The organism is Flavobacterium pectinovorum (assembly GCF_006438875.1).
Lineage (GTDB): Bacteria > Bacteroidota > Bacteroidia > Flavobacteriales > Flavobacteriaceae > Flavobacterium > Flavobacterium pectinovorum_A.
Genome location: NZ_RCZH01000003.1, coordinates 107480 through 122129 on the forward strand (window position 1 = coordinate 107480; position 14650 = coordinate 122129).

Genomic DNA, 14650 nt, shown 5'->3' on the forward strand with positions numbered 1-14650 from the left:
CCAAAAAATATCATTTCGGCAGAAACAAAAAATCAAAACATAAATTATATATCAATAAAGTTAGCACCTATATATTAAGGTAGAAGCATTAATGATAAGACCTGAGAAAGTCGGGATCAAATAAAAAATAAATAGAAACAACAGATGAAAGCAGGAATTGTAGGATTACCAAATGTTGGAAAATCAACATTATTTAATTGTTTATCTAATGCAAAAGCGCAAAGTGCCAACTTTCCGTTTTGTACAATCGAACCTAATATTGGTGTTGTAAACGTTCCGGATCCAAGAATCAACAAATTAGAAGAATTGGTAAAACCAGAACGCGTACAAATGGCAACAGTTGATATTGTTGATATTGCAGGTTTGGTAAAAGGTGCAAGTAAAGGTGAAGGTCTTGGAAACCAATTTTTAGGAAATATCAGAGAGTGTAATGCTATCATTCACGTTGTACGTTGTTTTGATAATGATAATATTGTTCACGTTGACGGAAATGTAAATCCAATTCGTGACAAGGAAACAATTGATATTGAACTTCAATTAAAAGATTTAGAAACCGTTGAAAAACGTTTAGAAAAAGTAAATCGTGCCGCTAAAACCGGAAATAAAGAAGCGCAAACTGAAAAAGGACTTTTAGACCGAATCAGAGAGGCATTATTACAAGCTAAATCAGCTCGTACGGTTGTACCTCAAGGTAATGACGAAGAAGTTTTAATGGAATCTTTTCAATTAATTACTGCAAAACCAGTTTTATACGTTTGTAATGTTGATGAAAGTTCTGCAGTAAGCGGAAATAAATATGTAGATCAGATTCGTGAATTAGTAAAAGATGAAGGTGCTGAAGTAATTATCCTTTCAGTAGGAGCAGAGGCCGATATTACAGAGTTAGAAAGCTACGAAGAGCGTCAGGTTTTCCTTGAAGATATGGGATTAACAGAGCCGGGAGCGTCAGTTTTAATTCGTGCAGCTTACAAATTACTAAAACAGCAAACTTACTTTACCGCAGGTGTAAAAGAAGTTCGTGCCTGGACAATCAATATTGGTTCAACAGCGCCACAAGCAGCAGGGGTTATCCACACTGATTTCGAAAAAGGATTCATTCGTGCCGAAGTTATTTCATACGAAGATTACGTTCAATACGGTTCAGAAGCAAAAGCAAAAGAAGCAGGAAAATTCAAAGTAGAAGGAAAAGAATATATCGTAAAAGATGGTGATGTAATGCACTTCCGTTTTAACGTTTAAAATTCTGGAGAATAGAGAATCAAGATTATAGAAAATAGAATAAAGAGAATAGACTAAACTGCTGGAGAGATTCAGCAGTTTTTTTTATGCGTTAAAAAAGGAATCTGCGTAAAGTTTGTCATTTCGACCGAAGGGAGAAATCACACAAGAAACTCCGCAAAGAATATCGCCAATCTTTACCGATTAGCGAGTGTGATTTCTCCCTTCGGTCGAAATGACAAAAAATGAGATTAAATTTCTGAAAAAAAAACACAAGCCAAAAAAAAATCCGTGTAAATCCGCGCTTTCGCTTTAGCGAATCCGTATTATCCGCGTGCCATCATTTTTTTGGCTCAAAAATTGGTTACAACAAAAAAGACCTTTTTATAAACCTTAAAATAACCAACCAAATGCTAAAAAAGACCTTCAAATTTCTAGGCTGGACCATCCTCGGAATCATTACTTTTCTTGTTTTATATGTAATCTCTGTTTATCTGATTTCTAAAATCACTGTGAATTCAGATATTGCAAAAGTGGATGAAAAAGATGCAATTCCTATTTACATACTTTCAAACGGAGTTCACACTGATATTGTAGTTCCAATTACGAATGAAATTAAAGATTGGAGGAAGGAAATCCAATTCAGTCAAACACAATCAAAAGACAGTCTCATGCAATTTGTAGGTTTTGGTTGGGGCGATAAAGGATTTTATTTACATACACCAGAATGGTCGGATTTAAAAGCAAGTACGGCTTTAAAAGCTATTTTTGGAGTTAGTTCGTCAGCAATGCATACTACATTTTTTAAACAACTAAAAGAAGGCGAAAATTGTAAACGCATCCTGATTTCAAAAGAAGACTATCAAAAGTTAGTAACTTATATTTCAGAAAGTTTTAATAATCCCACAAACCCGGAATGGATTCAAGGTTATAGCTATGGAAAGAAAGATGCTTTTTATGAAGCCAAAGGAAGTTATAGTCTTTTTTATACTTGTAATACCTGGGCAAATTGTGCTTTGAAAGCTGCCAATCAAAAAGCAAGTTTGTGGACGATTTATGATAAAGGGATTTTCTGTCATTATCAATAAAAGCAGCTATGAAAAAGATAATACTAATTCTCGTTTTACTTGTCGTTTTAACTTCCTGTAAAAAAGCTGATAGACCAGCGTGTGATAGTTGTTTAACTTTCTATTTTGAAAATCCGCAACCAAATAATGATTCAGAATTAACAGGTTTTCCTGCTAAGTTCAAAGGATTGTATATGAATAGTGATTCTATTTTTATTCGAATTGAAGAAGACAGGATTTTAAGAGAATCTTACTTTAAAATTAGAATTCACAAAAATGAACTGGATTCATTAAAACAAGAATTTGATATTGAAAATCATCAATTAGTAGAAAAAGCTACACATAAAAAACTTGATCTGTTAGTAAAAGGGGATTCATTAGAAATAGTAAGTAAAGATATTGACACTATTTTTAGATTTTCACTTAATAACAAGGCAAAACGTATCAATGGTCAATTAGTATTAAGTAGAAGAGATTCTATATTTTGGAATGTTCAGTTTCTTTCAATTGAAAAAAATACAATTAAGTTTAAAAATATTTATGAAAAAGAAGATTTAAAGAAATTAGATTCGGTTACCCAAATTAAAGGGATAATGTTAGATTCAACTTCTTATTTAATAAAACCAACCCGACGTGAGTTTAAAGATATTTTAAAAATTAAAGATTTAGGGACAGATCTGCAATATGATAAGGTTTCAAAATAAAAAGAAGCTCAAAATCACATGGTAAAAATGTAATTTTTGCCGAAAAAGCAACAATTCAAAATTTTTGGAAATTTCATAAATTTGAGAGAATATCAAAAATGCAGTACATGAAAATCAAAAATATATTCTCCAAAACCTGGTTTCTTCTAAAAAACACCTTTTTACAGTTTAACGATGATAATGCGATTAAACTAAGTGCAGCATTGGCATATTACACCATATTTGCCTTGCCGCCTTTATTAATTATTATCATCACAATTTGTGGTTTCTTTTTTGGAGAAGAAGCTGTAACAGGAGAATTGTATGGACAAATTAATGGTTTAGTAGGTAATGGTGCGGCGAGTCAAATTCAGGAAGCTATAAAAAATGTGCAGTTATCTGGCGATAATGTTTTTGCAACCGTTTTCGGAATCGTTATGTTGTTAATTGGAGCGTCCGGAGTTTTTGCTGAAATACAAAGCTCTATAAATTTTATTTGGGGATTACGTGCAAAACCAGACAAAGGGATTAAAAAATTTATTCAAAATCGCTTAATGTCATTCTCTATGATTGCTTCGGTTGGATTTTTAATGTTGGTCAGTCTTTTTATAAGTACAACTTTAGATTTACTGAGTTCACGTCTAAAAGTATATTTTCCGGAGAGTACAGTTTATTTATTTTATGTGGTTAATATAGTTATTGTGCTAGCGAGTATTACAACTCTTTTTGCCATTATTTTTAGAACATTGCCTGACGGAAAAATAAGATGGAAAGATGCTTTTATAGGATCAGGAGTTACAGCTATCCTTTTTATGATAGGTAAATTTGCCATTGGTTTTTATTTAGGAAGTTCTACAGTTGCATCTGTGTACGGTGCGGCAGGTTCTGTTATAATAATTCTGGTTTGGGTGTATTATTCGGCAATAATTCTGTACTTTGGAGCAGAATTTACGAAAGTCTATGCTAAATCTTATGGAGGAAAAATCTATCCAAACGAATATTCTGTAGAAATAGCAAAAGAGATTTATGAAATCGACGAACCAAAAAAAGAACCAATAGAAGAAATATTACAAAAAGAGAAACCATGAAAATTGTAGCCTTTGGAGGAAGTAACAGTCAGCATTCTATCAACAAACATTTTGCAACTTATGCAGCTAGTTTATTTGAAAATGCAGAGGTCGAAGTTTTAGACTTAAATGATTTTGCAATGCCTTTATTTAGTGTTGATTTAGAAAAAGAAATTGGTCAGCATGAACTTGCAAAAGCATTTCTGAAAAAGATAGAAAGTGCAGATGTTTTAGTTGTTTCTTTGGCAGAAAATAATGGAAACTATTCTGCAGCTTTCAAAAACTTATTTGATTGGTGTTCCAGAATAACGAAAGAAGTTTTTCAGCAAAAACCGATGCTATTATTGGCAACTTCTCCTGGACCAAGAGGAGGCGCATCCGTTTTAGAGATTGCAAATAATGCTTTGCCAAGATATGGAGCGCAAATAAAAGGTACGTATTCATTGCCAACTTTCAATGCGAATTTTGATTTAGTACAAAATAAAATTTCAAATACCGAGTTAGATAAGGAACTAAAAGATATTATAAAAGCTTGCCTCTAATTCGATGAAAATAAAAAAGATTACAATTCTATTTCTTTTTATAAATGCCATTTTCCTGCACTTTTCCTACTCGCAGGAATATAATGCGATAGATAAGATTATACTGAAATACCCAAAACATTTTAGTTCAACGGAAATTTTAGCGGAAAGAATTGAAAAAGATTTTTCGACTGAACATGATAAGGCAAGAGCTATTTACAGCTGGATTGCTTTAAATATAAAGTATGACTATAAATCGTACTTAAATCCTGCGAAACCAATCAGATTTAGCTACAGAAATGAAGCCGAAAAACAAAAACAGATAGAATCTTTAAAGGATAAAACATGGCAAAAAGCATTTGATTCTCAAAAAGCAGTTTGTGAAGGTTTTACACTTTTATATCAGCACTTAGCGTCTTTAGTTGGTTTAAAATCCGAAGTGATTCGTGGTGATTCTAAGCGATTGTTAAGCGATATTGGTCGTCAAAATTCACAGTCAAATCATGCCTGGAATATCGTTCAGATTGACAGAAAATGGATTTTGGTAGATGCCACATGGGGACAAGGATATTATGACAGTAATAAAAAAGCAATGGTGAATTATTTTAATTCGGTTTATTTTGATACCGATCCCAAGTACTTTTTTGCGAAGCATTTTCCTGATTCCGGAGTTTATCTAAATGAAAAACTAAACAAAGAAGATTTCTTAAACGGACCACTTATTTTTGATGCTACAATCGAAGGAGATAATGAGATCTTATCGCCAAATTCAGGAATAATAGAAGCAAATGACGGTGATAAAATCACTTTTAGAATTAAAAATATTTCAAAAACAGATACACTTTTTTATTTGAAAAAGGGCAGACCTGCTAAAATTGAAAATCCAAGAGAAGTAAGAGGAGCTTTAGAATTTCAAGTTACCTACGATAAAAAAATGGGCTCTTATATTACTTTTTTTCTATATCAGAACAGTATAGCTTCTTTCAAAATAATTCCGAAATAATTAAAAAATAAATTTATTCAATTTTAACCTAACTAAACCTAATTACCTGTTATGGCAATAAGAAAAATCGCCTTTGTATTCCTTTTTTTGAATGTTGTTTTTTTAAATTCGTCTTATTCTCAAAGATATAGTGCATTGGATAGTATTGTTTTAAAATACCCAAGTTTTGGAAGTCCAGAAAAATTAGCAGAAAGAATTCAAAAAGACTTCACATCAGAACATGATAAAGCAAGAGCAATTTATAGTTGGATTGCATTGAATTTGAATTATGACTTAAAGACTTATTTAGATCCGCCAGAACCAAAAACTTTTACTTCTAAAAATGAATTAGAAAATGCGAAGCAAATTCAATTGGCGCATGCAAGTACCACTCAGAAAGCATTTAGATCTAAAAAAGCAGTATGCGAGGGATTTTCTTTGTTGTACCAGCAGTTGGCGACATTATCAGGATTAAAATGTCAGTTTGTAACTGGAGATTCTAAAAGATTATTAAATGATATTGGCAGAAAAAGATTAGGATCAAACCATGCCTGGAATACAGTTCAAATCGATGGAAAATGGATATTGATTGATGCTACGTGGGGAGAAGGATATTTTGATGAAAAGCGTCAGGTGAGTGTAAAGAAATTTACGCCTATTTATTTTGATATGGCTCCTGATTATTTCTACATGACACATTTCCCGGAGTCGTCAATGTATGCAGGTAACACCGGAAATAAAGAAGCATTTTTGAATGGACCACTTATTTATAATGAATTCGTAGATAATTCCTGCGAAATTTCAGCCCCTTTTTCAGGAGTTGTTCACGCAAATGATGGAGATAAAATAACCTTTCAAATTAAAAATATTTCAAGACTGGAGGATCTTTATTATTTGAATAAAAAAGAAGAGCATGTCAAGATTGAAAATCCAAAAGAAAAAGACGGACAATTAGAATTTCAGGTTACTTATAACAGAAAATATGGCCGATTTATAACTTTTTTTCTCTCTAACCAAGCTCTAGCCGCTTTCAAAATAGTTCCGAAACAAATATGATTGAGATGTTTGTTTGAAGGATTTTCTACTTTTAATGAATTGACGTATCTTAGCATTTAAGGTTTTGAAAATTAACATAATAATTCTATTATGGAAACAGCTTTCCTGAAATCAATTTTAGATAATGATTTCTATAAATTTACGATGCAGCATACTGTTATAAAACTTTTTCCAAAGGCAAGAGTTCGTTACGGTTTTATAAATAGAGGTAAACATATTTTTCCACCGGGTTTTGCAGATTTACTTCGGAAATCAGTTGATGCAATGGCTGACCTGCGATTAACAAAAGAAGAAAAACAATATTTATCCCATCACTGCCCATATTTAGATCCTACCTATTTCGATTTTTTGCAGGGATATATTTATGATCCTTCAGAAGTTCAAATCACTCAGGAAGGATCTGAAATAAAAGTTACTGTTGAAGGGTATTGGTATCGGACCATTTTGTGGGAAGTGCCGTTGATGGCCTTAATTTCGGAACTTTATTATAAAGCCAATCATTTAATTCGTGTAAACGACGAAGCCGTGAAAGAGCTGACTAAAAATAAAATTGATAATTATAATACGCTTGGAGTTTCGATTTTAGAATTTGGTACAAGGCGCCGTCATTCTTATGATGTACATGTTTTGATAAACGATACGCTTCGAACATTTGGTTCTGAAAGTTTTATAGGAACCAGCAATGTACATTTTGCAATGGTCAATAATAAACGACCTTTAGGAACGCATGCTCATGAATGGTTTATGTTTCATGCGGCACAATATGGGTTCAAAATGGCTAATTTTATGAGTCTTGAGCACTGGACACAGGTTTACGGAGGGGATCTTGGTATTGCCTTAACAGACACTTATACTACAGAGATTTTCTTTAGTCAATTTGATAAAAAATATTCTAAACTTTTTGACGGCGTTCGTCATGATAGCGGAGATCCAATTGAGTTTGCGCAGAAAGTAATTTCGCATTACAATAAAATGGGGATTGATCCGAAGTCTAAAGTGATTGTTTTTTCGGATTCTCTAAATTATGATAAAGTAAAAAGCATTACAGATTTTTGTAAAGATAAAATCAAAATGTCATTTGGAATCGGAACCAATTTTACCAACGATGTAGGCTTGCCGTCGATGAATATGGTTATAAAATTAACAGAAGTTAAACTTGAAAATCGACATTGGGAAGGAGTTGTAAAACTTTCTGATGAAAAAAATAAAAATACGGGAACTCCCGAAATGATTGATTTGGCGAAAGAAGTACTGGGAATCAAGTAGTAATTTTTGTCTTAGAAATTGATTTTTTCTACTTTTAAAGTGTGTGTTTTTTTAAAATCAATTTAAATAGGATTCAAAGCTGTTATTAATCGTAACAAAAAGAAAATACGCTTTTATTTTTTGACTATAAATGGTACATTAGCCAAAAATCCAATTTACTTTATGCTAGAGCAAAATCAATATACCGAAGATAATATTCGATCACTCGATTGGAAAGAACATATCCGTATGCGTCCCGGAATGTATATCGGAAAATTGGGAGATGGATCTTCTCCGGATGATGGTATTTATATTCTGTTAAAAGAGGTTTTAGACAACTGTATCGATGAGTTCGTAATGGGCTCGGGAAAAACTATTGAAGTGACTATCAAGGATAAAACGGTTTCGGTTCGTGATTACGGACGTGGAATTCCGTTAGGAAAAGTGGTTGATGTAGTTTCGAAAATGAATACGGGAGGGAAGTACGATTCTAAAGCTTTTCAGAAATCAGTAGGTTTGAACGGTGTCGGAACAAAAGCAGTAAATGCACTTTCGAATTATTTTCGTGTAGAATCAGTTCGTGATGATAAACAAAAAGGAGCTGAATTTTCTGCGGGAAATTTAGTTTTAGAAGAAGATATAATTGAAACAACTAAGCGAAAAGGAACAAAAGTTACCTTTACGCCAGATGAAACGATCTTTAAAAATTACAAATTCCGTATGGAATATGTCATTAAAATGGTTAAAAACTATTGTTACCTAAACAATGGTTTAACGATTTTATTCAATGGTGAAAAATACATTTCAGAGAATGGTCTTCGTGATTTATTAGAAGAAACCATTAGTGAAGATGATTTAGAATATCCAATTATTCACTTAAAAGATCATGATATTGAGATCGCTTTAACACACAGTAAAACACAATATAGCGAAGAATATCATTCTTTTGTCAACGGACAGAACACCACACAAGGAGGAACGCACTTAGCGGCATACAGAGAAGCAATTGTAAAAACTATTCGTGAGTTTTACAATAAAAACTTTGAAGCTTCTGATGTTCGTAAATCTATTGTAAGTGCGATTAGTATTAAAGTAATGGAACCTGTTTTTGAATCACAAACAAAAACTAAATTAGGTTCGACAGATATGGGTTCTGATGATGGAACACCGGCAGTTTCTGTTCGTACTTTTGTAAATGACTTCGTAAAGAATAAATTAGACAATTACTTACATAAAAATACGCCAACTGCAGAAGCATTATTGCGTAAAATTCTTCAGGCAGAACGTGAACGTAAAGAATTATCAGGAATTAGAAAACTGGCGACAGATCGTGCTAAAAAAGCCAATCTTCATAATAAAAAATTAAGAGATTGTCGTGCGCATCTTCCTGATACTAAAAATCCAAGAAACTTAGAAAGTACGCTTTTTATTACCGAGGGAGATTCGGCTTCCGGATCGATTACAAAGTCGCGTGACGTGAATACACAAGCCGTTTTTAGTTTACGTGGTAAGCCTTTGAACTCCTACGGAATGAGCAAAAAAATCGTGTATGAAAATGAGGAATTCAATTTATTGCAAGCAGCATTGGATATCGAAGACGGATTGGAAAAATTACGTTACAACAATATCGTAATCGCAACCGATGCCGATGTCGATGGAATGCACATTCGTTTGTTGTTAATTACTTTTTTCCTGCAGTTTTTTCCTGAATTAATCAAGGAAGGACATTTGTATATTTTGCAAACACCACTTTTCAGGGTTCGAAATAAAAAAGAAACCATCTATTGTTATTCTGAAGAGGAAAGAAGAGATGCTATTGAAAAACTAAAACCAAAACCGGAAATTACCCGATTTAAAGGATTGGGAGAGATTTCACCAGATGAGTTTAAGAATTTTATTGGAGAAACAATTCGCCTTGATCCAATTATGATGGATAAAAACACTTCGATTGAGCAATTACTATCTTTCTATATGGGTAAAAATACTCCGGACAGACAAGAGTTTATTATCAAGAACTTGAAGGTAGAGTTGGATGCGGTTGAGGAAGTTTAATAATTTTGAAAAATCAAAAATACACGATTTAATTAAGAGTTCTAATTCAAAATAACTAATAGGAAGATATAAATATCTAAATTGTAATGATAAAAAAAATACTGTTTTCATTTTTGTTTTGTACAATATTAATTTCCTGCTCTGGTAATGATAGTAGTGAAGAAGATATTAAGAAAGATGATCCAACTAATATTGAGAATAAAGAAACAACTATTGCTTCTGTAAGTCCAGTTCTTGCAAAAAGAAACACATTGCTTACTATAACAGGAACTAATTTAGGAACAAATATATCAGATATTAGTATTTTTTTTGGAGAAATAGTCGCATCTGTTCAATCGGTTAAGGAAAATGAGATTACAGTACTAGTCCCCAATAAAGTTACAGATCCAACTATAAGAATTGTTAAGAATAGTAAAGAATTTAAAATAACTAATTTTGATTATATTCCTACAGTGACTTTTAGTTATGTTCGTAAAGATGAAAAAATATATGCTAGCACTCAACTATTTCCAGGTTTGATCACTATTGATAAATTGGGAAACATATATTTTACAGCTGGCGACGGTAGAGTTGATGAAATTGCTTCAAACGGAACATATCATCCTGAATTTGTAAATGATTTAGTTCTTGATATTCCAAATGCAATTGCAGCAGACAGCAATAATAATATTTATGTAATTGATGTAAATGGATATATATTTAAATATGCGCCTTCTGGAGCATTAACCAGGCCTCGAAACAGTGATGGAGCTTTGGTAAGAGTTGGAGCTGCTTCAGGAATGTGTTTTGATAGTAAAGATAATTTATATATTTCGGAGTACAACACTAGTAAAATTATGAAATTAACACCAACAGGAATACTAAGTATATTTGCAGGTGCTAATGGGAGTGGTTTTCAAAACGGAAATATTAAAGATGCGAAATTTAGCAAACCAAACGGACTTGTTTTTGATAAAATGGACAATTTATATGTTGTAGATCATAACAATAACAGAATTAGAAAAATTGCTATAGATGGAACTGTTACTACAATTGCAGGATCAGCTACACGTGGATATAAGGATGGTAAAGGGTCTGAAGCAACTTTTAATTATCCACTAGATATAGCAATTGATAAATATAATAATCTATATGTATCAGATCCAGATAATAATTCAATAAGAATGATTACGCCCAAAGGTAACGTGATATCAATTGCAGATCACAATGAATTTTATAAACCAACAAGTATCGCTATGAATATAGATGGAAGAACTCTTTTTGTTAGTGATTGGATAGATGGAGAATTGAGAAAAATGATTTTGGAATAATTATATCTAAAATTAATTGTTTGATTTAGTGATTCTTGTGATTAATTGATTGTAAAAAACAAGAAAGATAAAAAGCATAATTTCAGAAAAGAGAATAATTGAGAATAGAATTTGTGTAAGAAATTACAACAATAAGTGATTTTATTCTAAAAATCACAAAACAATTGAAAATAATAAGGCTGAATAAATAATTTCGGAATCAAAATAATGAAAGACGAAGAAGACGATAACATAGTTCCAAAGGACGACGAGAATAATTCAGATGAAAATCCGCTTGACCAAAATCAAGAAGGAGATGACGATGAAATTATTAACGTAGATGCTAAAAATTTTGAAGGACAGCATTTTTACGAAAATCAGGAAGAAGAAGGAGAAGACGTTATTACCAAAGTAACGGGCATGTACAAAGATTGGTTTTTGGATTATGCTTCGTACGTAATTCTGGAGCGTGCTGTTCCGGCGATTGAAGATGGTTTTAAACCAGTTCAGCGTCGTATTATGCACTCTTTGAAAGAGTTGGATGATGGTCGTTATAATAAAGTTGCCAATGTTGTAGGTCACACCATGCAGTATCACCCACACGGAGATGCGAGTATTGGTGATGCTATGGTGCAAATTGGTCAAAAAGATTTATTAATTGATTGTCAGGGAAACTGGGGAAATATCTTAACGGGCGATGGAGCTGCGGCTTCTCGTTACATCGAGGCACGTTTATCTAAATTTGCTTTGGAGGTTTTGTATTCTCCAAAAATTACTGATTGGGGAGTTTCATACGATGGTCGTCGTGCAGAACCAAACAATCTTCCGGTAAAGTTTCCATTGCTGTTAGCACAAGGAGCAGAGGGAATTGCGGTTGGTCTTTCGACTAAAGTTTTACCTCACAACTTCAACGAATTAATTGATGCTTCGATCAAGATTTTAAAAGGAAAAGCGTTTACATTATATCCTGATTTCATGACACAAGGTATTGCCGATGTGTCGAATTATCATGACGGACTTCGTGGCGGACGTGTGCGTGTTCGTGCTAAAATTGCGCAATTAGACAAAAATACATTGGTGATCACACAAATTCCGTTTTCGACCAATACAACGACTTTGATTGATAGTATTTTGAAAGCCAATGATAAAGGTAAAATCAAAATCAAGAAAATTGAAGACAATACAGCAGCTGATGTTGAGATTTTAATTCATCTTTTCCCGGGAGTTTCGCCTGATAAAACTATCGATGCTTTGTTTGCTTTTACAGCTTGCGAAACTTCTGTAGCACCTTTGGGTTGTGTGATTGAAGATAATAAACCTTTGTTTATCGGAGTTTCTGAAATGTTGAAAATTTCGACGCACAGAACGCAAGATTTGCTTCGTCAGGAATTAGAAATTCAATTAGAAGAATTAAAAAATAAATGGCATTTCTCCACTTTAGAAAAAATCTTCATTCGTGAAGAAATGTATATAGAATTCAAATTATATTCAGATAGAGAATCGCTGTATAAATATTTGTACGACCGATTTGAGCCTTTCAAAAAATCATTCGTTAGAGAAATCAACGACGATGATTTGCAAAGATTGACTCAAATTCCGATGATTCGTATTACTCGTTTTGACTCTGATAAAGCCGATGATTTTATCGCCAAATTAGAAGACGAAATGAAGGAAGTGGAACATCATTTGGAAAATCTAACCGATTTTGCAATTGCTTATTTCACCAAATTAAAAGAGAAATACGGAAAAGGCCGTGAGCGTCAGACAGAACTTCGTGTTTTTGATAATGTTGAGGCTACAAAAGTAGTATTACGTAATACAAAACTATATGTAAACCGTGAAGAAGGTTTTGTAGGGACAAGCTTGAAAAAAGATGAATATCTTACTGATTGTTCTGATATTGATGATGTAATTGTGTTTTTGCGTGATGGAAAAATGCTGGTAACAAAAGTTGATGCCAAAACATTTGTTGGTAAAGATATTATTCACGTGGCGATATTTGATAAGAGTGATAAACGAACGATTTATAACATGATGTATCGTGACGGAAAATCGGGTCCATCGTATATTAAACGTTTCAATGTTTCAGGAGTTACGCGTGATAAACCGTATGATTTAACGAATGAAACGGCAGGTTCGCAAGTCGTTTATTTTTCGCATAATCCAAATGGCGAAGCTGAGGTAATTACCATTTTATTGCGTCAGGTTGGAACAATTAAGAAATTGAAATTTGATATAGATTTTGCTAAATTGGCAATAAAAGGTCGTGCTTCAAAAGGAAATTTGGTTACAAAATATCCAATCAAGAAAATCGAACTAAAAGAGAAAGGAATTTCGACTTTATTGCCAAGAAAAGTTTGGTTTGATGATACAGTAAAACGTCTAAATGTAGATGCCAGAGGAGAATTGTTAGGAGAATTTAAACCAAGTGACAAAATCTTAATCATAAATCAAAGCGGTAAATTGAAAGTTATAATTCCGGAATTATCGACTCACTTTGATGAAGACATGATTGTGTTAGAGAAATGGAATCCTAAAAAACCAATTTCGGCTATTTATTACGATGGAGAAAAAGAACGTTATTTCTTAAAACGTTTCTTGGTAGAAAGTGAAAAGGAAGAAAGTTTTATTACAGAACATCCAAACTCGCAGCTGGAAATTGTATCAACAGATTATCGCCCATTGGCACAATTGGTTTTTGCAAAAGTAAAAGGAGTTCAAAAAGAAGATTTACACATAGATGTTGAAGATTTTATAGCCGTAAAAGGTTTTAAAGCATTAGGAAATCAATTAACAGCTGATAAATTAAAGCAAGTTAACTTATTAGATCCGTTGCCTTATGAAGAACCTGTCGAAGAAATTCCAGAGAAACCAGAATTATCAGAAGACGATCCCGTTGAAACAGAATTAGACGACGATGGTCAAATAGGTTTAGTTTTGGACTAATATAAAAAACAAAAAGCGCTAAGATAATCTTAGCGCTTTTTTTATGTCATAGATTTTCTTTCGATTGTTAAAAATCCTATAACAATACTTTTATAATTTATAGCAGACTTTCTATTGAAGACCTCAAGGTTATATTTGTTTTTTAGATGAAATTGAATAAAAGATTTATAAATTAAAGAAGTGGTATGAAGAGAATATTCATTTTTACGATATTGCTACTAACCAGTTGCATTAACAGTAATAAATTTAATGGTCATGTATACGATTATGATACAGAGAAGCCTATTAAAAATGTTGCTATTGATATCAATGGTCATAAGACCCAAACAGACAGCACAGGATATTTTTACGTGGAAGTAAACTTTAGTTCTGTGTATAAAATGATCTTAAAAAAAGAAGGTTATGTCACCAAAAAGATATATCGGAAACCTGATTCTCTGGGGAAATATTCACAAAATAGCTTGAAATATAACAGACTTTATTTGTTTGCCAAAGAAAGTGATTTTAATAATAATTAAACGCTT

12 protein-coding genes are annotated in these 14650 nt (G+C 32.6%); all 12 read left to right on the forward strand.

Annotation, left to right across the window (positions count from 1 at the left end; genetic code table 11):
* Positions 1-144 precede the first annotated feature (144 nt).
* The gene (gene ychF, locus EAH81_RS04850; RefSeq protein WP_140504361.1) at positions 145-1239 is read left to right on the forward strand and encodes a redox-regulated ATPase YchF; all 1095 of its coding nucleotides are present in this window, start codon (positions 145-147) and stop codon (positions 1237-1239) included.
* Positions 1240-1628: 389 nt separating this feature from the next.
* Positions 1629-2306: a TIGR02117 family protein gene (locus tag EAH81_RS04855; RefSeq protein ID WP_140504363.1), complete on the forward strand. Its 678-nt coding sequence runs from the start codon at positions 1629-1631 to the stop codon at positions 2304-2306.
* A gap of 8 nt (positions 2307-2314) precedes the next feature.
* On the forward strand, positions 2315-2989 hold the full coding sequence (locus tag EAH81_RS04860; protein WP_140504366.1) for a lipoprotein: 675 nt from the start codon (positions 2315-2317) through the stop codon (positions 2987-2989).
* A 107-nt stretch (positions 2990-3096) separates the two neighbouring features.
* Positions 3097-4056, forward strand: a complete 960-nt coding sequence (locus tag EAH81_RS04865) for a YihY/virulence factor BrkB family protein (protein ID WP_140504368.1) — start codon at positions 3097-3099, stop codon at positions 4054-4056.
* The gene (locus EAH81_RS04870; protein WP_140504371.1) at positions 4053-4577 is read left to right on the forward strand and encodes an NADPH-dependent FMN reductase; all 525 of its coding nucleotides are present in this window, start codon (positions 4053-4055) and stop codon (positions 4575-4577) included. The genes EAH81_RS04865 and EAH81_RS04870 overlap by 4 nt, the downstream gene beginning before the upstream one ends.
* A 4-nt stretch (positions 4578-4581) precedes the next feature.
* A complete protein-coding gene (locus tag EAH81_RS04875; protein ID WP_140504373.1) occupies positions 4582-5559 on the forward strand; it encodes a transglutaminase domain-containing protein in 978 nt (325 codons plus the stop codon).
* Positions 5560-5610: 51 nt separating this feature from the next.
* Positions 5611-6594, forward strand: coding sequence for a transglutaminase domain-containing protein (locus EAH81_RS04880; RefSeq protein ID WP_140504376.1), 984 nt, complete (start codon positions 5611-5613; stop codon positions 6592-6594).
* Between the two features lie 90 nt (positions 6595-6684).
* Positions 6685-7860 (forward strand): nicotinate phosphoribosyltransferase, encoded by a 1176-nt coding sequence (pncB, locus tag EAH81_RS04885; RefSeq protein ID WP_140504378.1) that lies wholly within the window; start codon positions 6685-6687, stop codon positions 7858-7860.
* A 162-nt stretch (positions 7861-8022) separates the two neighbouring features.
* Entirely contained in the window at positions 8023-9891 is a 1869-nt protein-coding gene (locus tag EAH81_RS04890) for a DNA topoisomerase IV subunit B (RefSeq protein ID WP_140504380.1), read from the forward strand.
* An 86-nt stretch (positions 9892-9977) separates the two neighbouring features.
* Positions 9978-11201 (forward strand): IPT/TIG domain-containing protein, encoded by a 1224-nt coding sequence (locus EAH81_RS04895; RefSeq protein ID WP_140504382.1) that lies wholly within the window; start codon positions 9978-9980, stop codon positions 11199-11201.
* Positions 11202-11408: 207 nt separating this feature from the next.
* The gene (locus EAH81_RS04900) at positions 11409-14126 is read left to right on the forward strand and encodes a DNA gyrase/topoisomerase IV subunit A (RefSeq protein ID WP_140504385.1); all 2718 of its coding nucleotides are present in this window, start codon (positions 11409-11411) and stop codon (positions 14124-14126) included.
* A gap of 185 nt (positions 14127-14311) precedes the next feature.
* Complete coding sequence (locus tag EAH81_RS04905) at positions 14312-14644, forward strand: carboxypeptidase-like regulatory domain-containing protein (protein WP_140504387.1); 333 nt, start codon at positions 14312-14314, stop codon at positions 14642-14644.
* Positions 14645-14650 lie beyond the last annotated feature (6 nt).

Coding starts and splice junctions, on each gene's coding strand:
- ychF (WP_140504361.1), top strand. CDS start 145: ATGAAAGCAGGAATTGTAGGATTACCAAATGTTGGAAAATCAACATTA.
- EAH81_RS04855 (WP_140504363.1), top strand. CDS start 1,629: ATGCTAAAAAAGACCTTCAAATTTCTAGGCTGGACCATCCTCGGAATC.
- EAH81_RS04860 (WP_140504366.1), top strand. CDS start 2,315: ATGAAAAAGATAATACTAATTCTCGTTTTACTTGTCGTTTTAACTTCC.
- EAH81_RS04865 (WP_140504368.1), top strand. CDS start 3,097: ATGAAAATCAAAAATATATTCTCCAAAACCTGGTTTCTTCTAAAAAAC.
- EAH81_RS04870 (WP_140504371.1), top strand. CDS start 4,053: ATGAAAATTGTAGCCTTTGGAGGAAGTAACAGTCAGCATTCTATCAAC.
- EAH81_RS04875 (WP_140504373.1), top strand. CDS start 4,582: ATGAAAATAAAAAAGATTACAATTCTATTTCTTTTTATAAATGCCATT.
- EAH81_RS04880 (WP_140504376.1), top strand. CDS start 5,611: ATGGCAATAAGAAAAATCGCCTTTGTATTCCTTTTTTTGAATGTTGTT.
- pncB (WP_140504378.1), top strand. CDS start 6,685: ATGGAAACAGCTTTCCTGAAATCAATTTTAGATAATGATTTCTATAAA.
- EAH81_RS04890 (WP_140504380.1), top strand. CDS start 8,023: ATGCTAGAGCAAAATCAATATACCGAAGATAATATTCGATCACTCGAT.
- EAH81_RS04895 (WP_140504382.1), top strand. CDS start 9,978: ATGATAAAAAAAATACTGTTTTCATTTTTGTTTTGTACAATATTAATT.
- EAH81_RS04900 (WP_140504385.1), top strand. CDS start 11,409: ATGAAAGACGAAGAAGACGATAACATAGTTCCAAAGGACGACGAGAAT.
- EAH81_RS04905 (WP_140504387.1), top strand. CDS start 14,312: ATGAAGAGAATATTCATTTTTACGATATTGCTACTAACCAGTTGCATT.